The organism is Paraburkholderia sp. SSBN10T (genome assembly GCF_056619545.1).
In genome coordinates, this window is the sequence record NZ_JBWQQI010000003.1 from 1 (window position 1) to 19,386 (window position 19,386).

Annotated in this window: 18 protein-coding genes; 4 read left to right on the plus strand and 14 right to left on the minus strand. The window is 63.8% G+C overall.

Features of this window, described 5'->3' with window-relative positions:
* Positions 1-104: 104 nt before the first annotated feature.
* The 5 genes from AC1ECK_RS04920 to AC1ECK_RS04940 all read right to left on the minus strand — a co-directional run bounded on the left by AC1ECK_RS04920 (position 105) and on the right by AC1ECK_RS04940 (position 4,536).
* Positions 105-581, minus strand: a complete 477-nt coding sequence (locus AC1ECK_RS04920) for a TIGR00725 family protein (protein ID WP_480317317.1) — start codon at positions 579-581, stop codon at positions 105-107.
* 70 nt (positions 582-651) lie between these two features.
* Entirely contained in the window at positions 652-1,494 is an 843-nt protein-coding gene (locus AC1ECK_RS04925) for an ABC transporter permease (RefSeq protein ID WP_480316490.1), read from the minus strand.
* A gap of 24 nt (positions 1,495-1,518) precedes the next feature.
* The gene (locus AC1ECK_RS04930) at positions 1,519-2,610 is read right to left on the minus strand and encodes an extracellular solute-binding protein (protein WP_480316492.1); all 1,092 of its coding nucleotides are present in this window, start codon (positions 2,608-2,610) and stop codon (positions 1,519-1,521) included.
* Positions 2,611-2,651: 41 nt separating this feature from the next.
* Positions 2,652-3,680 (minus strand): ABC transporter ATP-binding protein, encoded by a 1,029-nt coding sequence (locus AC1ECK_RS04935; protein WP_480316494.1) that lies wholly within the window; start codon positions 3,678-3,680, stop codon positions 2,652-2,654.
* Positions 3,681-3,684: 4 nt separating this feature from the next.
* On the minus strand, positions 3,685-4,536 hold the full coding sequence (locus AC1ECK_RS04940) for an ABC transporter permease (RefSeq protein ID WP_480316496.1): 852 nt from the start codon (positions 4,534-4,536) through the stop codon (positions 3,685-3,687).
* A gap of 215 nt (positions 4,537-4,751) precedes the next feature.
* On the opposite strand from AC1ECK_RS04940, the gene AC1ECK_RS04945 reads away from it, so the two are divergent.
* Positions 4,752-5,699, plus strand: coding sequence for a LysR substrate-binding domain-containing protein (locus tag AC1ECK_RS04945; RefSeq protein ID WP_480316498.1), 948 nt, complete (start codon positions 4,752-4,754; stop codon positions 5,697-5,699).
* A gap of 87 nt (positions 5,700-5,786) precedes the next feature.
* Here the strand turns inward: AC1ECK_RS04945 and AC1ECK_RS04950 are convergent, their stop codons facing one another.
* Both AC1ECK_RS04950 and AC1ECK_RS04955 read right to left on the minus strand, forming a co-directional pair.
* Complete coding sequence (locus AC1ECK_RS04950) at positions 5,787-6,113, minus strand: helix-turn-helix domain-containing protein (RefSeq protein ID WP_480316500.1); 327 nt, start codon at positions 6,111-6,113, stop codon at positions 5,787-5,789.
* On the minus strand, positions 6,097-6,351 hold the full coding sequence (locus AC1ECK_RS04955) for a type II toxin-antitoxin system RelE family toxin (protein WP_480316502.1): 255 nt from the start codon (positions 6,349-6,351) through the stop codon (positions 6,097-6,099). Before AC1ECK_RS04955 ends, AC1ECK_RS04950 begins: the two co-directional genes overlap by 17 nt.
* Before the next feature lie 168 nt (positions 6,352-6,519).
* On the opposite strand from AC1ECK_RS04955, the gene AC1ECK_RS04960 reads away from it, so the two are divergent.
* The 3 genes from AC1ECK_RS04960 to flhC all read left to right on the plus strand — a co-directional run bounded on the left by AC1ECK_RS04960 (position 6,520) and on the right by flhC (position 8,803).
* Entirely contained in the window at positions 6,520-7,047 is a 528-nt protein-coding gene (locus AC1ECK_RS04960; protein WP_480316504.1) for a GNAT family N-acetyltransferase, read from the plus strand.
* 840 nt (positions 7,048-7,887) lie between these two features.
* Positions 7,888-8,208: a flagellar transcriptional regulator FlhD gene (gene flhD, locus AC1ECK_RS04965; RefSeq protein ID WP_074269023.1), complete on the plus strand. Its 321-nt coding sequence runs from the start codon at positions 7,888-7,890 to the stop codon at positions 8,206-8,208.
* Positions 8,209-8,221: 13 nt separating this feature from the next.
* The gene (flhC, locus tag AC1ECK_RS04970) at positions 8,222-8,803 is read left to right on the plus strand and encodes a flagellar transcriptional regulator FlhC (protein WP_480316507.1); all 582 of its coding nucleotides are present in this window, start codon (positions 8,222-8,224) and stop codon (positions 8,801-8,803) included.
* 63 nt (positions 8,804-8,866) lie between these two features.
* Here the strand turns inward: flhC and AC1ECK_RS04975 are convergent, their stop codons facing one another.
* From AC1ECK_RS04975 to AC1ECK_RS05005, 7 genes are all read right to left on the minus strand, one after another.
* Positions 8,867-10,195 carry an Nramp family divalent metal transporter gene (locus AC1ECK_RS04975; RefSeq protein ID WP_480316509.1) on the minus strand — a complete coding sequence of 443 codons (1,329 nt, stop codon included), beginning with the start codon at positions 10,193-10,195 and terminating at the stop codon, positions 8,867-8,869.
* 61 nt (positions 10,196-10,256) lie between these two features.
* On the minus strand, positions 10,257-11,465 hold the full coding sequence (locus tag AC1ECK_RS04980; RefSeq protein WP_480316511.1) for an acyl-CoA dehydrogenase family protein: 1,209 nt from the start codon (positions 11,463-11,465) through the stop codon (positions 10,257-10,259).
* 87 nt (positions 11,466-11,552) lie between these two features.
* A complete protein-coding gene (locus AC1ECK_RS04985; protein WP_480316514.1) occupies positions 11,553-12,209 on the minus strand; it encodes a methionine ABC transporter permease in 657 nt (218 codons plus the stop codon).
* Positions 12,202-13,398, minus strand: coding sequence for a methionine ABC transporter ATP-binding protein (locus AC1ECK_RS04990; protein ID WP_480316516.1), 1,197 nt, complete (start codon positions 13,396-13,398; stop codon positions 12,202-12,204). Before AC1ECK_RS04990 ends, AC1ECK_RS04985 begins: the two co-directional genes overlap by 8 nt.
* Before the next feature lie 17 nt (positions 13,399-13,415).
* Complete coding sequence (locus AC1ECK_RS04995; protein ID WP_480316518.1) at positions 13,416-14,276, minus strand: MetQ/NlpA family ABC transporter substrate-binding protein; 861 nt, start codon at positions 14,274-14,276, stop codon at positions 13,416-13,418.
* 367 nt (positions 14,277-14,643) lie between these two features.
* A complete protein-coding gene (locus AC1ECK_RS05000) occupies positions 14,644-16,176 on the minus strand; it encodes an efflux transporter outer membrane subunit (protein ID WP_480316520.1) in 1,533 nt (510 codons plus the stop codon).
* A 14-nt stretch (positions 16,177-16,190) separates the two neighbouring features.
* Positions 16,191-19,376 carry an efflux RND transporter permease subunit gene (locus tag AC1ECK_RS05005; protein WP_480316522.1) on the minus strand — a complete coding sequence of 1,062 codons (3,186 nt, stop codon included), beginning with the start codon at positions 19,374-19,376 and terminating at the stop codon, positions 16,191-16,193.
* Between the last annotated feature and the right edge of the window lie 10 nt (positions 19,377-19,386).

Genomic DNA, 19,386 nt, shown 5'->3' on the forward strand with positions numbered 1-19,386 from the left:
ATTAGGATACCTATATGTTAATGAAACCTCGACTGCCTAGTTCAAGCACACTGCCTTGCTGATTCAGAGCGGCAACGCTGCGGAGCCGGCGTGCGCCGCCGGATTCAATCCGCGGCCAATACGGCCGTGCCTTCCTCCGCCAGCCAGTTCGCCACCGTCACGACCAGATGATCGATGTCGTCGAACCCTTGCGCGCCGTGTACGTGGGGCGCGCCGCAGGCGGTAAACACCTGCTTGCCCCACTGCAGGCCCAAGGCCATCTCGGAGAGCGTGCCGAGTCCACCGCCCACCGCGACCAGGCAGATCGACGCACGTGCGATCAGCGCATTGCGGGTAATGCCCAGCCCGGTCGGCAAGGCGACGGTGAGATAGGGGTTCGCCTGCGCCGCATCTTCCTCGGGTAACAAACCGATCACCACGCCGCCCGCCGCTTTCGCGCCGCATGCGGCCGCTTCCATCACGCCGCCTTTACCGCCGCACAGCAGCGCCATGCCGGCGCCGGCCAATGCATAGGCCAGATTTCTCGCCGACGACAACTGCTCCGCGCTCGCCTCGCGTGGGCCGATCAGGCCCACCGGCATGGCGTGGCGCTTTGGCCCTGTCTGTCGCCCAGCGAGTTTTTGCAGCGCCAGATAGGCCTGGTTGGACCAATCAATCTCTACGTTGCCGTGCAAGGCATTCCCCCAGCGCAAGAACACAGGTACAGCCGGCCATCAGCAGCAACGACAGCGCTGCGGCCAGCGGAAAGTCTGTCTGTCCGTCGGACAGTTTCAGATACATCAGCAACGGCAAAATATTGATTTGCGTGCCGGCAAGCGCGAGCGCCGTGCCGTAGGTGCCGAGCGCAATCGATGTCACGAGGCACCAGGCCGAAGCGATGGAAGGCCACAGTTCGCGCAGCGCGACATCGAACAGCGCTCGCAGCGGCGTAGCGCCCAGGGTCAGCGCGGCTTCGAGCGGCCGGCGGTCCAGGTTAGCAATGGCCGGATACAGCATCAACGCGACACGCGGAATCAGGTAGTAGGCGTAAGCCACCACCAGCCCCGCGCTCGTATAGATCAACGAGCCCACGCTGGCCGGGTCGGCGCCCATGTGGGCGAGCAGGCTCGTCACGAAGCCGGCGCGGCCGAACGCCAGGATAAAACCGTAGGCGATCACCAACCCGGAGAACGCCAGCGGCACGCCGAGCAAGGCGAGCAGCCAGCGGCGCCGTTCGGGCGACTGGCCGGCAAGCGCCATCGCAAGCGGCACGCCCACCGCTAGCGAGACCGTACCGGCGCTGAGTGCGAGCCCCAGCGAGTTCAGCAAGGCGCTCAACACCAGCGGGTCCTGCACGAGCCTCACGAAGGCGGAGCCGTGCTCGTCGGCGGCCGACATCAGCAACGCCCCGAGCGGTAACGCGAAGAACAACGCGAGCAGCAGCCCCGCGGGTACGGCGCCGAAGCGCCGCACGAGACCCGCGCCGCCGGCCGGGTTCGTTGAGGATGCATCCATCTTGCCGTGCCCCTTGTTTCAGCCTTACTTCGCGAGCGCGGCCTGCGCCCACAACTGGTCGACCTCGGCCTTCTTCGCGGCGGCCTTGACCACGTCGAGCGGATGCACTTGCGGCGCGTCGGGCATTTTGGCGCGGATCTCCGGCGACAACTGCACGCCCGGCACGGCGGGACGCACATAGCCTTGCGCAAACAGCGCCTGGCCGACGTCGCTCATGACCAGATTCAGCCACAGTTGCGCGGCGTCCGGATTCGGCCCGTTCTTCACGAGGCTGATTGCATACGGCGCGGAAACGCTGGCTTCCTTCGGAATCACCACCTCGGCGGCGTCGCCCATGCCATCGGTGTATTTGGCTTTCAGCCCGTCGTTCTCGTAGCCGATCAGGATCGGAATTTCGCCTTTGACGAACTTGGCGTATGGCGTGGTGCCTTCGATGCGCATCACGTTGCCGGTTTCGCGCAGCTTGCCGAAGAAGTCGGCGCCCGGCTTCGGATTGTCGACGCTGCCACCAAATGCATAGGCGGCGGCGAACACGTCCACCTGTCCCTGGCCGGTCGAGCGCGGGTCGAGATAGACCACTGAATTGCGGTACTCGGGCTTGAGCAGGTCGGCCCAGCCGGTCGGGACGTTCTTGACCAGCTTGCGGTTGACGAGGAACGCGATGTTCAGCGAATGGACCGTGAACCAGCGGCCCTCGGGGTCGCGGAACACCGGCGGCAACTTGTCGAAGTTCACCGGCTTGAATGGCGCGACCACATCCTTGTTGACCGCGTCGAGCGCGGAGGCGGCGAAGTAATATGCCGTGTCGGCCTGCGGACGGCGGCGGGCCTTGTCGAGCGCGACGACGGTCGCGGCCGAGCCGATATCGTTATAAGTGATCTCGACCTTCGGATAGCGCTTCCTGAACTCGGCGAACAGCGACTTCCAGTTGGCCCATTCCGGACCGGTATCGAACGACACGACGAGTCCTTCGTCCGCCGCCTTCTCGTACAGCGCATCTTCACCCGGATAAAGCGGCGCGGTCTGGGCGCCGCACGCGCCGGCCAGCACCGTCATTGCGCAAACGAATCCGGCCGCACGGCGCACGCGCGACAAAAGACTAAACCCTGCAAACATGGTGGTACTCCGTCAAACAAGATGAATGGACAATTTTTGCGCTAGGCGGCTAAAACACGCAGGTCCTCGGGGGCAATCGCAATGGCCTGCTCGGCAAGACGCCGCCCTTCGCACAACAGCGGTGTCTGCGCGGAATCGGGCACGAAGTCATAGCGACAGGTCGCGCCGAAATAGCGCACCTCGGTGCGCCGGCCGGCCAGCCGATTGATCGCATCGGCGGGCGGATCGGGTTGCACGTGCTCGGGGCGCACCAGCACGCTGACGCGCTCGCCCGCCCGGAATGTCCCGGTATCGGCGTATAGCACGGCGAACGACACATCCACCGCGCCCACCCCGAGCACCCGCCCCGGCATCACGCTCGAATGGCCGACGAAACGCGCCACCTGCGTCGAGACCGGCTGCGTATAAAGGCGCTCCGGCGTATCCACTTGCAGGACCCGGCCACCGTCGACCACGGCGACGCGATCGGCAAGGCTCAACGCCTCGTCCTGATCGTGCGTGACCAGCAGCGTGGTGGCGCCGCAGGCGCGCTGCAGCGAGCGGATCTCGTCGCGCAACTGCTGGCGAATCCCGGCATCGAGTGCGGCCAGCGGTTCGTCGAGCAGCAGGACTTTGGGTTCGATGGCGAGCGCACGGGCCAGCGCCACGCGTTGTTGCTGGCCACCGGACAGCAGCGCCGGGCGCCGCTGCGCATGCGCGCTCAGCCCGACCCGTTCGAGCATCTCGAGCGCGCGGGCACGGCGCTTGTCCTTGTCGACGCCGCGCATGCGCAAGCCATAAGCCACGTTGTCCGCGACGCTCAGATGCGGAAACAGCGCGTATTGCTGGAACACCATACCGGTCTCGCGACGCCATACCGGAACCCCAGCAACGTCGTTGCCGCCAATGGCGATCTTGCCGCGATAACCGTTTAGCAGTCCTGCGGTGAGCCGCAGGATGGTGGACTTGCCCGAACCGCTACGCCCCATCACCGCGAGCAGCTCGCCGGGCGCGACCGTCAGCGTGACAGCCTCGATACCGTGCTGTGCGCCGGGATACATGAAACTCACGTTGTCGAAATGAAGACTCATCGTTTTACTTCAGTCGTTGAACCGTGTTGACCGAGACCAGCGTCGCGATCACAGCGAGGCAAAGCAGCACCACCGTGGCGGCGCACGCCATGCCGGTCGCGCCGTAGAACGCCTGCAACAGCACCACCGGATAGTTGCGATAGCGAAACCCGGCAATCAGATTGGAGACCTGGAACTCGCCGATCGACAGCGCCGCCACCATCACCAGTCCCGAGAACAGGCTCTGTCTGAGATTGGGCAGCACGACCGTGAGAAACTGCTGCAGCGGCGTCGCGCCGAGCGTGGCGGCGCAGGCTTCGAGCCGTTCGATGTCGAGGTGGCGCAGATCGCTCAGCAGCGTTTGCGTCAGATACGGCAGCGTCAATACCGTATGCGCGGCGATCAGCAGCGGCAGCGAGCCGAGCCACGGCAAGGTGTCGCCGCTAAAGATCGCGATATAGCCGAAGCCGAGCGTGAGCGCCGGAACGCCCACCGGCAACAGGGCAATCAGGCGCGCCAGCGCGCCGCCACCGGAACGTGAGCGGTAATGCAGCGCATACGCGAGCGGCAGGCCGATCGCCGCGCTGGCGCAGCAGCAGGCGAGCGCGACCAGCAAACTCACGCCGAAGGCACGGCGCAGACTCGTGTTGGCGGCGAGATCCGCAAACCAGTGACCGGTGATGCCGACCGGCAGCACAGTATTGGTCCACGTCTTGCCGAATGCACCGATCAGGAGCAGCGCGATCGGCAGCAACAGGTAGACGGCAAACAGCACGACGACGATCTGCAGTACGATGCGTCCGGCCGGTACGGCGCGCCGGGCGCCGCGACGAGCCGGAAGACGTGGCTGGAGAGCCGGTGCAACGGGGGTATGCATGCCAACGTTCCTCGGGAAGCAAACCGAACTCCGTCCGCCATCGAGCAACGGCGCCGGGTTTCGAATTGCTTGCAAGTGTGCGGATACGACATGGCGTCGTCATGAAAAAAACGTACAAAACACGCATTGCGCTGTGCAGATCCGGAACAATTCGTGGAATAACGCGTGCAGCACCTCGCACTCACCCTTGCTGAAACTTCAATGTCGCGTTGCCAATGAAACACCACTATCCCAACGTCGCGGAACTGCTCGCCTTCACGAGTTCAGCCAGGCACCTGAGTTTTTCGCGAGCGGCGCGCTCGCTCGGTCTCACGCCGAGCGCGGTGAGCCGGCAGATCGCCAGCCTCGAAGCGGCGTTCGGTGTGCAGCTTTTCATTCGCGACGGCCGCAACCTCGTGCTGACGCGAGCCGGTACGTTGTATCTGTCGCGCGTAGCGGGGCCGTTGCGCGATATCGGCAATGCGTCGCTCGAGTTGATGAGCGCCGCCGGACAGAGCGACTTGCTGACGATCGCCAGCGTGCCGACCTTCACGACCAAGTGGCTGATTCCGCGCCTGCCGGACTTTCTCTCCAGCACGCCAGGTGTGACAATCAGCTTTTCCCGGCACCTCGCGCACGGCGATCCTTTTCCGCTCGATCTCGATGCAGCGATCCGCTACGGCGACGGCAACTGGGCCGGCGTGGAGTGCGACTATATTGACGGGCGCGACTTCGTGCTGGTTTGCTCACCTGAGTATCGACGCCAGTATTCGCTGCGCTCTTTGCAGGACACGGCGAGTGCGCCCCGGCTGCTGCACGGACAGGCGGAGCAGGTCTGGGCACAGTGGGCGGACTTCTATGGTGTGCGCGATATGCATGCGCTCGGCGGCCCGCGCTTCGAGCAGTACTCGGTGCTGATCCAGGCGGCGCAGGCCGGTCTTGGCCTTGCTCTGGTGCCCGCCTTTCTCGTGGCGGACAACCTCGCCGCGGGCACGCTGATCGAACCGTTGAGCGCGCCGCTCGAGGTCGATCATGGGCACTACCTCTGTTATTGCCCCGAGCGGCTGGAGATGCGGCCGGCGCTGGTGCAGTTCCGGCGCTGGGTGTTGTCGCAAGTTAAGGGGACTGAGGGCGGGCGCAGGGCCGCTGCTGCCGTTGGGCGGTGCGTTGAACGCTTAAACTGACTGCGTGGCCTTCGGGACACGGCGATAGTCCGCCTAAGCCGAAGGCAGCGCATTAACAGGTTTCAGGTTGTCTGCGCAGCGCGGACCTCATAGGTCCAGTTGATCGGGCGAAATGCCGAGCGCTGCTGCGATCTTTTCACGCGATGACTTACGCAGACGTTCGCTGCCTTCCTGTTGAGCGTAAGCCGATTGGCTGATGTCGAGACGCTTTGCGACGTCGGCCTGCGTAAGCCCCAGATGTTCGCGCCACGCGCGCACCGGCGCGGCCCCGTCAACCGTGCGACTCACTACATCATGCGGGATCAGGCCTCGCTGCACGTTGTGCTCCGCCATATAGTCCGCGTAGGGAATGACCACGAAGGCCGGCTTCCCGTCCGGTCCGTTGATGACCTGAATGTTAGTAGGTGCGTTCATCGCGCTTCCTTACTTCCTCGATTTCGACGACCTTGATCGAGCCGTCCCAGTTGAACAAGACCCGATAGTTGCCTACCCGGAGCCGGTAGCCATATTGGTGATTTGTCAGGGACTTGACGTTCTGACACTCGGGCATAGCCACCAACGTGCCGACCCCGTCGCGGATCGCAACCTGCTGCTGGCGGTCCAGTTTGCGCAGTTGCTTGACGGCCTTTTGGGTCCAGTTTATCGCGGTCATCGGTTAAATTATAAGTAATTTCGAGCATTTTTATAAGTTTAGTGGAATCACATAGCGGCCCATCGCAAAAACGGCGGTTACCTCCGAGGTAATGGAATCCCCGCCCGCCGCGCCGCAAACCCCGCCGCTCGACTAACATGCAAAACCATCCCGCACGGAGACATACGCATGCAGCGCAGCCCGCTGATCCGCCAACTTGAACCTGCCGATCGTGACGCCTTCTTCCAGTTTCGCCTGCGCGGCCTGCTGGCCCACCCCGAAGCGTTCGGACAGAGCCACCAGGAAGCCATCGAGAGAGGCCCAAGCCACTACGACGCGATCCTGCATGGCGCTCGCGCATCTGACGGGGAATTCATATTGGGCGCGTTCGTTGCCCCGGACCAGCCGCTGATCGGCACGGTCGCACTGCGGCGCTTTCAGCGCGAAAAGGAACGGCATAAGGCGGAGGTGGTCGGCATGTATGTCGCACCGGAAGCGGCCGGGCGCGGCGTCGGGCGCGCGCTGCTCGCCGAACTGCTGGCGCGGGCCGCACGGGTCGACGGTCTGCGGCAGATCCAGCTCGTGGTCACCAGTCAGAACGAAGCGGCGAGCCATCTCTATGAATCGCTCGGCTTTCGCCGCTACGGCCGCGAAGTCGGTGGCCTGCGCGTCGACGGGGTCTTTTACGACGCGGACCTGATGGCCCGGCCTATTTAAGACTTGCGCGAGACGGGCGCCTTGCTGGCGCATCCGCGCCCTGTCCTCGCGTCACCGCGCAGCGGCGCGTTAGCGCACCGTCGTAAATCAGCAAAATGGAGTGTCCTGACAACATAACGCAGGAAATTATCCATTTGGCATCAAGTTGTAATATTGGTCCTTATACTAATATCCGCGTCGCGCCAGGCAGCTTCTTCTTCCGTGCCAGCACGCAGCTCCCAGTTGCGTTTCCGGCCCCTTCCCCACCATCGCCAGCGGCCTGTGTTCCGTTCTCGCCTTCGAGCGGGTCCGGCGAGGCGACGCCACACCTTGTTACACGTTACAACTGCCGCCCGAATTTGTAACCGGGGCCGCAACAAGGTGTTACATCCCGATTCGTCCCCGAAAGCTCCCCGAGAAGCAGTATTTATTACTGAAAATCCCCCATCCTTTCTTTTTGCTTTCTATTCGAATCGCCTATTAGCGTTATCACTGACACTCAGTCAAATTTCCTCATACGATTTATGCCATTGTCCGTAATACAAGGCGTGGCGGGCGTTGCGGAGCATTCGTCCAGGCCTCGTTCCGGGTTCAAAACCGAGTATTACGGCACCGTGAAAGAGTTACCGAAAAATGTTGTATTTTTGTGAGATATTTTTTTGAGAGGGTATTGATTTCCTCAAATCCACTTCATACAATTGCTTCCAAGCTGTTACGAGATGTAACACCTTGTATCAAAGAAGCAGGATCGGTATCAAGTAGTGACATGTCGCCGGAGGTCTTCAGTGTCCGGCGAGGATAGAAAAGCATAGCGGCGCAAAAAAGCCGACAGAGCAATTCGGGGCTTCGGAAACAGCAAAAATGGACCGTAGCAGCGAGACGCGGGAGTCTATCCGCGAAATCAATTTGTCTTACATCATGCTTGCGCAACGCATGTTGCGTGAGGACAAGCCCATCGGGATGTTCCGTTTGGGTCTGTCGTCGGAACTGGCCGATTTGCTTGCCGGGCTGTCGCTCGCGCAGATCGTCAAACTGGCCTCTTCCGACCAGCTTCTGTGCTTTTTCCGCTTCAACGACCACTCCATGTTGTCGGCGTTGACGCAAACGACAAAGCATGCAGAAGTGTCGCCGACCCATGCGGCTATCCTGCTTGCAGGCCAGCCGGCAGAGCAATTCGCTTAACAAGGTGACTGCGATGCTCAAGCGAAGCCTGACGGAAGACGCACAGGAAGTGTTCCGTGCCATTGCGCTGATTGAACTCGGCGCACGCATGCAAGTGCTCGAGAGCGAATTGACGCTGTCGCGCGACCGCATGATTCGCCTCTATCGTGAGGTGAAGGGTGTTTCGCCGCCCAAGGGAATGCTGCCGTTCTCGGCGGACTGGTACATGACGTGGCTGGCCAACATCCACGCATCGTTGTTCTACAACACGTACCTGTTCCTGAAGAACGAAGCGCGCTGCTCGCATCTGGACGCGCTGACCAAGGGTTACCGGCTGTATCTGGAACACTGCAAGCACAGCGACACCGAACCGGTGCTGGATCTCACGCGGGCGTGGACGCTGGTGCGTTTCTTCGACGCCGATATCCTGCAACTGACGCCGTGCTGCCGTTGCACGGGCAAGTTTGTCGCACACAAGCACGACTTGCAGCATAACGTCGTATGTGGCGCCTGCCAGCCGCCGTCGCGCGCCGGCAAGACCAAGAAGGCCGCTGCCGCAGCGAAGCTGGAAGCGCAAGAAGCGCTCGAAGCGACGCAAATCGCGGAAGCCGCCTGAGCGGACTGCCGATCGGCCGGCTCAGCAGAGCCGGCTTCGTCATTGCACAGTCCGGCTCGCTCCTCAGCTCACCCACCCCACCGTCTGCACCACCAGCCACAGGTTCGCCGCCGTAATCACGATGAACAACAGCCACGCCAGCAGCCGGGTCGGCAGGCGGTTGGCGAACTCGCCCATCAATGAGCGGTCGTCGGTCATCCTGATCAACGGATAGAGCGCGAACGGCAGTTGCAGACTCAACACCACCTGGCTTGCAACCAGTAGCGTGCCGACCGCGCCGTTGCCGAGCGTCTGCACGCCGATCAAGGCCGGAATCAGCGCCAGTGCGCGAGTGATGAAGCGGCGCTGCCAGCACGGAATCTTCAGCTTGAGAAAGCCTTCCATGATGACCTGGCCCGCGACCGTACCGGTGAACGTCGAACTTTGCCCGGACGCCAGCAGCGTGATGGCGAACAGCACCGCCGCAAAACCGGTACCGACGATCGGCGCAAGCAGCCGGTAAGCGTCTTCGATTTCCGTCACCTGGTTGTGGCCGGTTGCATTGAACGCCGCGGCGGCGAGGATCAGGATGGCGGCGTTGATCAGCAGCGCAATCACCAGCGAGACAATCGTATCGAGGCGCGACAGGCCGATCGCCGCGGCGATGCTGCGCGAGTCGCGTTTGACGGCGCGGGTTTGCACGATTGACGAATGCAGATACAGGTTGTGCGGCATCACCGTCGCGCCAAGGATGCCGATCGCAAGATAGAGCGGCTCGCGTGCGCCGATGGCGTGCCACGACGGCACAAGCCCCGCCATCACCGAGGGCCAGTGCGGATGCACCAGCAGCAGTTGCACGATATAGCCAATGCCGATGGTGGCGATCAGCCCGAGAATGATCGCTTCGAGATCGCGGAAATTCTTACCCTTCAGGCCGAGCACGATCAGCGTATCGAAGGCGGTCAGGATCACGCCGGTAGTGAGCGAGCAGTTGAACAGCAAATGAAACGCCAGCGCACCGCCGAGCACTTCGGCAAGGTCGCAGGCAATGATCGACACTTCGGCCAGCAGCCATTGAACCCGGGCGACGGCCGGCGAATAGCGGTTGCGCGACAGTTGTGCGAGATCCTGCCCGGTCGCGATGCCGAGCCGCATGCTCAGACACTGCAGCGCGATCGCCGCGAGACTCGACAGCACCACCACGAACAGCAGGCTATAACCATAACGCGAGCCGGCTTCGATATCGGTGGCCCAGTTGCCGGGGTCCATATAGCCGATCGAAATCAGCAAGCCGGGGCCGGCAAACTGCAGGATGCGTTTCCAGAACGGCGCGCCCTGCGAGACGGCGACGGTGCCCTGCACTTCGGATGGGCAAAACGGTGCAGTGGCGGTGGTCGGTAGATTGAATGGCAAGCCGGAGACCTCTTGAGGTGAACGATGCGGCAGCGCCCAACCGGCCGTGCCGCGGCCGGCCTCAAGTGTACAAAGAAACTTCCGGCAATGTCCCGCTGAGCGCGTAGCGTCCCACGTCGCGCACCCGGTAGTCGAGCGGGTCGTGCAATGTATGGACGCGGGCGTTGCGCCAGAAGCGGTCGAGCGCCAACGGCGCATGCGTAGCGCGTGCGCCACAGGCGTCGAACAGGTTCTGGCTGACTTCGAGGGCTGCCCGATGCGCGAGAATCTTCGCCTCCGAGGTCGCCAACGCCACCTGGCCCCGCTCCTCGGCGCTGAGCGCCGCGCCCTTTTGCCAGGCATCTTCGAGCGCACGCGCGGCACGCTCGGCCAATGCCTCCGCGCTCACCGTCTGCAAGCGCATTTCGCCGAAGCGGGCGATCAGATAGGGATCGTCGGTGGCCTTCTCGACCCCGGAGCTGATCCACGGCCGTCCATTCCGGGTCACGTATTGGCGCGCCTCTTCCAGCGCACCCTGGGCGATGCCGACGAACAGATTGGTGAGCACCAGTTGCGACACCAGCGTGCGCAGCGTGGCGTGCGGCGTGGGCGGCGTCTCCGAGCGGTGCAGCACTTCGTCCGGCTCGACCTTCACCTGCACAAACGACACGCTGCCGCTATCGGTTTGCCGCTGGCCGATCGGGTCCCAGTCTTCATGGACCGTGATGCCGTCGCGCGTCGTCGGCACAACCGCGAACACCGACTTGCCCGTCTGCGGATCGTGCGCCGACACGGTCATCATCTGCGAGCCGCGCGTCCCCGAGCAAAAGCCCTTCTGCCCATTCAGGCGAAAGCCGCCGCCAGCCGTCGCACTTGCAATCAGCCGGGTGTCGAGCGGGTTGACCGCATTGCCCCACCACCAGCGTTCTTCGACAGTGCCGCGCAGATAGCGCGCCCGTTGCTCCGGATTGCCCCATACATTGACGCTCACCACCTGCAGGCACTGAAAACCCAGCAGGTGAGCGAGCGCGCTGTCGACCCGCGCCAGCGCGCGGATCGTCTCGTAGATCTGCGGCCAGGCCGCCCCGGCGCCGCCGAACTCGCGCGGCACGGCGAGCGTCAGCAGCCCAGCCTCGGCAATCCACTGTTTTTCCTGCGCGGCGTGGCCGCCTTCGCGGTCACGCTCTGCGGCGCTCGCGCGCAACGCTTCCAGCAGGCCCGGCAGATCGCGCGGCGCGGAGGACGCCGACGACGGCGAATCGAGGGCTGCGGGGCGGCCCGGCTCGTTCATGCAATCTCCAGATCAGTAGCGCTCGCAATCGGCGCGAGCGTGGTCAAAAGCATAGGGGATATCCATGCATCCTGCCAGACACCCGGCTCACACGCGTTGCGTGAGCCGGCGCACGAAGCGGTCGCCGACGAACTGCACGACCGTAACGATCACAATCAACAGGACGATGACCGTCACCATCACCGTCGTATCAAAACGCTGGTAGCCGTAGCGGATCGCGAGATCGCCGAGACCGCCGGCGCCGACCGCGCCCGCCATCGCAGACGAGCCGATCATCGCGACCACCGTGATCGTGAAGCCGCCGAGAATGCCCGGCAGCGCTTCCGGCAGCAGCACGTGCCAGATGATGTGGCGGCGCTGCGCGCCCATGGCCTGGGCCGCTTCGATCAGGCCGCGATCCACCTCCCTCAGGCTCACTTCCGCGACGCGGGCGAAGAACGGAATCGCCGCAATGCTGAGCGGCACGATGGCCGCCCCCACGCCGATCGTCGTGCCGATCAGCAGGCGCGTGAGCGGCAGCAAGGCGACCAGCAGGATGATGAACGGCGTCGAACGGAACGCGTTGACGAGTGCGCCGAGCGTCGTGTTGACCGCGGGCCGCTCGAAGATACCGCCGCGCGTGGTGGTCACCAGTACGAGCGCGAGCGGAATCCCCACCAGCAGCGCGATCACGGCGGACACGCCGACCATCACGAGCGTGTCGCGAATCGCCCCGGCCAGTTCGGAGAGCCATAGATCAGACATAACCGAGCACCTCCACGCGATTGGCGTACAGCCGCGCGCGTTCGACCAGCGCGGCGATTTGCGTACGGACGGCCGGTGTGTCGGCGCCGTGCTGGGTATCGGTCGTATCGGTCGCCTCTAGCACTGCTGCGGGGAGCTGCGCCGCCACCACGAGACGCCCTTGCGCATGACCTTGAATCCGGTCGATGCCGCCATGCACGAAGCTCACGCGCCCGCCCGCCACGCTCAATGCGTTAGCGAGCGCCCCCAGATCCGGCTCACGCTCGTCCGCTCCCGTGAAACGCACGTCGAGCAACACCTGCGCGTCGCCGTGCGCGCATTCGTGCAGCGGCTTCACGCGCGCGGCGAGATCGGCCGGCAAGTCGTGCACCAACGTGCGCAGCAGCGCGCGCGTCGCCTCGTGCTGCGGGGCGCCGAACACCTGCCAGACCGGTCCCGTCTCGACCACCTCGCCGCGTTCGATCACAGCCACCGTGTCGCAGACTTCGCGGATCACTTCCATCTCATGCGTAATCAGGACGATCGTCAGCCCGAGGCGCCGGTTGATGTCGCGCAGCAGCGCCAGAATCGCCTGCGTCGTTTCGGGGTCAAGCGCCGAGGTGGCCTCGTCGCACAGCAGGATATCGGGGTCGTGCACCAGCGCCCGGGCAATCCCGACGCGCTGCTTCTGACCACCGGACAGGCTCGCCGGATACGCATTGCGCTTCTCGGCGAGGCCGACCAGTTCGAGCAGCGCATCGACCTTGCGTTCGATCGCAGCCTTCGAGGCGCCCGCAATCTTCAGCGGCAGCCCGATGTTCTCGCGCACCGTCTTGGCCGACAGCAGGTTGAAATGCTGGAACACCATGCCCGTGCGCCGCCGCAACGCGACGAGGCCGCGCTCGTCCAGTTCGCCGACGCTGACGCCGTTCACGCGCACCACGCCGGAGCTGGGTTTTTCGAGGCCGTTGACGAGCCGCAGCAAGGTCGATTTGCCCGCGCCGCTGCGGCCGATGATGCCGAACACTTCGCCTCGTGCGACCTGCAACTGCACATTGGCCAGCGCGGCCGCCGCGCCGGGAGAGCCGCCAAAAACCTTGCCGACGCGGTCGAACACGACCGCCGGCGCCTGCACGTCGCTTGACGCGCGACGGGTGGACGCCGCCGGTGCGGCTTCAACGAAAGCGGGAGTGTCGAACAGAGTGGCCATCGAATGCGTCCTTGCGGCTACCACGCAACCGCGTAGAGATTGCCGAACGCCTTGTCGAGCTCGGCGCGCACGGCCGGCGAGTGCTGATAGATCGAAATGAACTTCAGGATGCGCGGATCGTTGACGCTTTCCGGACGCACGACCCACTGGATCGCGAAGATCTTGTTCTCGGTGCCGTCGAACAGCAAGGCGCTATTCGGGTCGGCCGTCCCGGCAAGCTTGAGGAAGCTCGGATAGCCTTGGGCGAGATCCACATCGTCAAGCGAGCGGGCCAGTTGCGACGCTTCGAGCTGGACGATCTTCAGATGCTTCGGGTTGCCGACGATATCGAGCGTCGTCGCCCGGTAATCGGCACCCGGCTTCAGCTTGATCAGGCCCGCGCGCTGCAGCAACAGCAGGCCGCGGCCGCCGTTCACCGGATCGTTGGCAATCGCGACCGTCGCGCCGTCCTTCAACTGATCGAAGCGTTGGATCTTCTTCGAATACAAGCCGATCTTCATGATCGTGCCGGGCGCAAGCGCCACGAAGTTGTAGCCGCCCTGCTTCTTCGCGTTCTCCAGAAACGGAATGTGCTGGAAGTAGTTGACGTCGATGTCCTTGTTGGCGAGCGCCGCGTTCGGCGTATTCCAGTCGGTGAACTCGATGATCTTCACATCGAGCCCCTGCGCCTTCGCTTCGCGCGCCGCTTCTTGCAGCGCGCCGATTTGCGGCGTGGTGGCAATGCCGATTTTCAGCGTCGACGCGTCGGCCGCGTTCGCGCCCGGCGCCGCAAGCGCGAACGCCAGCGACAGCGACAGCGCAGCCACGCCGCTCAGACGCCCGAGCGATACACCCGTTGCACGCAACACCCGGCGCACGGTGGAAAAGGAAAAGCTCATGATGGACTCGTTCAATGAAGTGTTTGCCTGGCGCGAACGAACGCCCCCCGCATGCGGCAACGCATGCTGCGGGCAATCGAATAGCAGGATCAGGGCCGCACGCGCGGCTTGAAAGGCGTGATGCGCAGACGGATCAACGCGGACAGCGGAGCGGTTGACGGGTCATCGCCTCTCTCCAGATGAGGTGCGAATCATGATAGACGCCGCTCAGGCGGTGGTCTACGAAGGGATTTTGCAAAGGAAATCGCGCAAAGCGATATGGGGTGGAGAGTTCGCGAAAGGAATCTCGACGGACCTAAATTCCCGGACGATCACCGGGAAGGCAAGGTGCTCAGCGCACCACGCGCTTCACACCTTGCCACTTGGACTACTGCTTCGCCACCTGCTGCGCCGCAGCCTGCGGCGGCGTGGCGGAACCCACCGCGGAGGCCGGCATATCGCCCCAGCCACCGCCCAGCGCCCGGATCAGATTGACCGTCGACACCGCCTGCGTGCCTTCCAGATGGCTCGACTGCAACTGCGACTGCAACACTTGCCGCTGACTGTCGATCACATCCAGATAGCTCACCTGCCCTTCCTGATACTGCGTCTGCGACAGATGCGAAGCGCGTTGCGATGCGCTCACCGCATCGTTCTGCGCCTGGATCTGATCGTCGAGCAAGCGCAGATCGGAGAGGTTGTCTTCGACTTCCTTGAACGCCACCAGCACCTGCTGACGATACTGCGCCACGTCTTCGTCATACTTGCCGCGCGCCTGGGCAAGGTTCGCCTTGCGCCGACCGCCGTCGAACAGCGGCAAGGTCAACGCCGAGCCGGCAAACGGCCCCAGCAGGAAGGTACGGCTCGACCACATGAACAGATCGCCGAGCGTAGCCGATTCATAACCGAAGGCTCCGGTGATATCGAGCTTCGGGAAGAACGCCGACTTCGCCAGACCGACGCGCGCATTGGCCGCCGCCATCGCACGCTCGGCGGCCGCCACGTCCGGGCGGCGTTCGAGCAGCGCCGACGGCAGACCCGGCGGCACACGCGCCGCCACCGGCACGAGCGGCGTTTCCGGGAACGAGAAGTTCGCCGGCGCCTTGCCGAGCAGGATCGCGAGGCTATGCTCGGACGCAGCGCGTTGCCGCGCCACGCCAACCGCATCCGCACGCGCACTCGCCAGTTCGTTGCGAGCCTGCGCCAGATCCAGTTCGCTGATATCGCCTTCGTTGAAGCGGCGCTGGATCAGCTTGAGCGTATCCTCGCGCAACGTCACCGTCTCGCGGTACAGGCGCTGCTCCGTATCGAGCTCGCGCAACTGGAAGTAATTCTGCGCAACGTCGGCTTGCAACGCGAGCTGCACCGAGCGGAACAGCGCTTCGCTCTGCTGCGCGTCGGCCTGGCTCGCGTTCACGTTCGAGCTGACCCGGCCGAACAGATCTGTCTCGTACGATACGGTGCCTTGCGCACGCCACAACGTTGTGGACTCAGGACCATTGCTCTGCGGCAGAAACTGCGAGGCCGGCGAAACGGTCTCACGCGTCGGGCCAAAACCCGCATCGAGCTTCGGGAACCAGTCGGAGCGCGCCGACTGCACCAGCGCCCGCGACTGCTGCACGCGTGCTGCAGCGGCCTTCAGATCCTGGTTAGCCGCCGCGGCCTGCTGTTCCAGGTCGTCGAGCGTCGGGTCGCCAAAAATCCGCCACCATTCGCCGCGATGCGCGTCGTCCGCCGGCTGGGCCGGCTTCCACGTGCCCGCGTCTTGCGGAGCGATCACCGGGGCTTCCTTGAAAGCCGCCGGCGGATCGACGTCGGGACGCTTGTAGGTCGGCTCGACCGAGCAGGCGGCGAGCAACGCCAGCAGCAGACCGCTCGCCGCGGCGCGGCCCCAACCGCTCAGAGATTGAACTTGCTTCATTATTGTTTTCCTCTTCAGGCGTCCGTTACCGGCAACGCGTAGTGCGGCGAGTCTTTTTGCGCGACGTGAATCTTGCCGCCGGCCAGCGTACGCAGCACCACATAGAACACAGGGGTCAGCATCAGGCCGAACAGCGTGACGCCGAGCATGCCGAAGAACACCGCAATCCCCATCGCATGACGCATTTCCGAACCGGCCCCGCTCGACAGCACCAGCGGCACCACGCCCATGATGAAAGCGATCGAGGTCATCAGGATCGGGCGCAGCCGCATGCGGCTCGCTTCGATCGCCGCCGACAGCGGCGTATGACCATCGTGTTCGAGTTCGCGAGCGAACTCGACGATCAGGATCGCGTTCTTCGAGGCCAGCCCCACCAGCACCATCAGGCCGATCTGCGTGAAGATGTTGTTGTCGCCGTGCGTGAGCCAGACACCGGTCAACGCGGACAACAGGCTCATCGGCACGATCAGGATCACCGCGAGCGGCAGCGTCAGGCTTTCATACAGTGCGGCCAGCACGAGGAACACGAGCAGCACGCTGATCGGGAACACCCACATGCCCGCATTGCCGGCAATGATCTGCTGGTACGTCAGGTCGGTCCATTCGAGCTTCACGCCGCGCGGCAGCGTTTCGGCCGCCACCCGTTCAGCCGCGGCCTGCGCCTGGCCCGACGAATAACCCGGGGCGGGTCCGCCGTTGATGTCGGCGGCCGTATAGCCGTTGTAGCGCACCACCATTTCCGGACCGAAGGTCGGCGTCACCGTCACCAGCGACGACAGCGGCACCATCTCACCCGCGGCATTACGCGTCTTCAGTTGCCCGATGTCGTCGGCGTGCTGGCGGAACGGCGCATCGGCCTGCACCCGCACCTGATACACACGGCCAAAGCGGTTGAAGTCGTTCACATACAGCGAGCCCAGATAAATCTGCATCGTGTCGAACACGTCCGTCACCGGCACGCCGAGCTGCTTGGCCTTGACGCGGTCCAGATCCACATTCAGTTGCGGCACGTTGATCTGGTAGCTGGAGAATGTCGGTCCCAGTTCAGGCGTAGTGGCCGCCTTCTTGATGAACGCTTGCGCTGCCTTGTTCAGCTCGGCATAACCCAGCGCGCCGTGGTCCTCCAACTGCATCTTGAAGCCGCCCAGCGTACCGAGACCCAGCACCGGCGGCGGCGGGAACACGGCCACGAACGAATCCTTGATGGCGCCGTACTGCTGGTTCAGCGCACCGGCGATCGCACCGGCCGACAGACCCTTGCTGCCCCGTTCCTTGAACGGCTTGAGCGTGACGAACACAATGCCCGCGCTCGAGCTGTTGGTGAAGCCATTCACCGACAGGCCCGGGAACGCCACCGCGCTTTCGACGCCGGGTTGCTTCAGCGCGATCGCGCTCATATCGCGGATCACGTTTTCGGTGCGGTCGAGCGAAGCGCCGTTCGGCAATTGCGCAAACGCGATCAGGTATTCCTTGTCCTGCGCCGGCACGAAGCCGCCCGGCACGATATGGGTGATAAACGCCGTCGCGCCGAGCAGGATGGCGTAGACCACCAGCATGCCGCCCTTGCGGCGCAACACGCCGGTCACGCCGCGGCCGTATGCGGTCGAACCGCCATGGAAGACCTTGTTGAAGCCCTTGAAGAAGCGGCCGAGCAGGCGATTCATCACCCGCGTCAGCAAGTCTTCCTTGGCGCCATGGCTGCGCAGCAGCATCGCGGACAAGGCCGGCGACAGCGTCAACGAATTGAACGCCGAGATCACCGTCGAGATCGCAATGGTCACCGCAAACTGCTTGTAGAACTGCCCGGTCAGACCCGTCATGAAGGCGAGCGGCACGAACACGGCGACCAGCGTCAGCGCAATGGCGATAATCGGGCCACTGACTTCCTGCATGGCCTTATAGGTCGCATCGCGCGCACTGAGCCCGCTTTCGATATTCCGTTCGACGTTCTCGACCACCACGATCGCATCGTCGACCACAATCCCGATCGCCAGCACCATCCCGAACAGCGACAACGCATTGATCGAGAAGCCGAAGGCGAGCAGCAGCGAGAAGGTCCCGACAATCGACACCGGCACGGCGATCAGCGGAATGATCGACGCACGCCACGTCTGCAGGAACACGATCACGACGATCACCACCAGCGCAATCGCTTCGAGCAGCGTGTGGATCACGGCCTCGATACTGGAGCGGACAAACTGCGTCGGGTCGTAGACGATCTTGTAGTCGACACCGGCCGGCATGTCTTCCTTCAGTTCCTTCATCTGCTCGCGCACCTGGTCCGAGATCGCGAGCGAATTCGCACCCGGCGCCTGGTTGATGGCGAGCGCCACCGCCGGCTTGTTGTCCAGCAGCGAACGCAGGCCGTATTCCGACGCTGCCAGTTCGACGCGGGCGATATCGCGCAGATAGGTCACGGCGCCGTCCGGCGCGGTCTTGACGATGATGTCGCCGAACTCGCCGGTGGTCTGCAGACGGCCACGCGCATTCACGGACAGTTGCAACTGCGTGCCCGGCACCGACGGCGAAGCGCCGATCACACCGGCCGCCACCTGGATGTTCTGCTCGCGGATCGCATTGACCACGTCGGTCGCGGTGAGGCCGCGCTGCGCCACCTTCTGCGGATCGAGCCACACGCGCATGGCGTAGTCGCCCGCACCCCACAACTGCACTTCACCCACGCCCTGGATACGTTCCAGCCGGTCCTTGACGTTCAGCAGCGCGTAGTTGCGCAGATACGTCATGTCGTACTGGTTGTTCGGCGAAATCAGGTGGACCACCATCGTCAGCGTCGGCGAGCTCTTGATGGTCGTCACGCCAAGGCGCTGCACGTCTTCCGGCAGGCGCGGCAGCGCCTGGTTGACGCGGTTCTGCACCAGTTGCGTCGCGAGGTCCGGATTGGTGCCGAGCTTGAAGGTCACCGTCAGCGTCAGGTTGCCGTCGCTATTGGCTTGCGACTGCATATACAGCATGTTTTCGACGCCGTTGATCTGCTCTTCGAGCGGCGAGGCCACTGCTTCGGCAATCACCTTCGGGTTGGCGCCCGGATACTGCGCGTGCACCACCACCGAGGGCGGCACCACTTCCGGGTACTCGGAGATCGGCAGCTTGAAGAGCGAAATGATGCCCGCCAGCAGGATCAGGACCGATAGCACGCCCGCGAAGATCGGCCGGTCGATGAAGAATTTGGATATGTTCATGAGAGGCTCT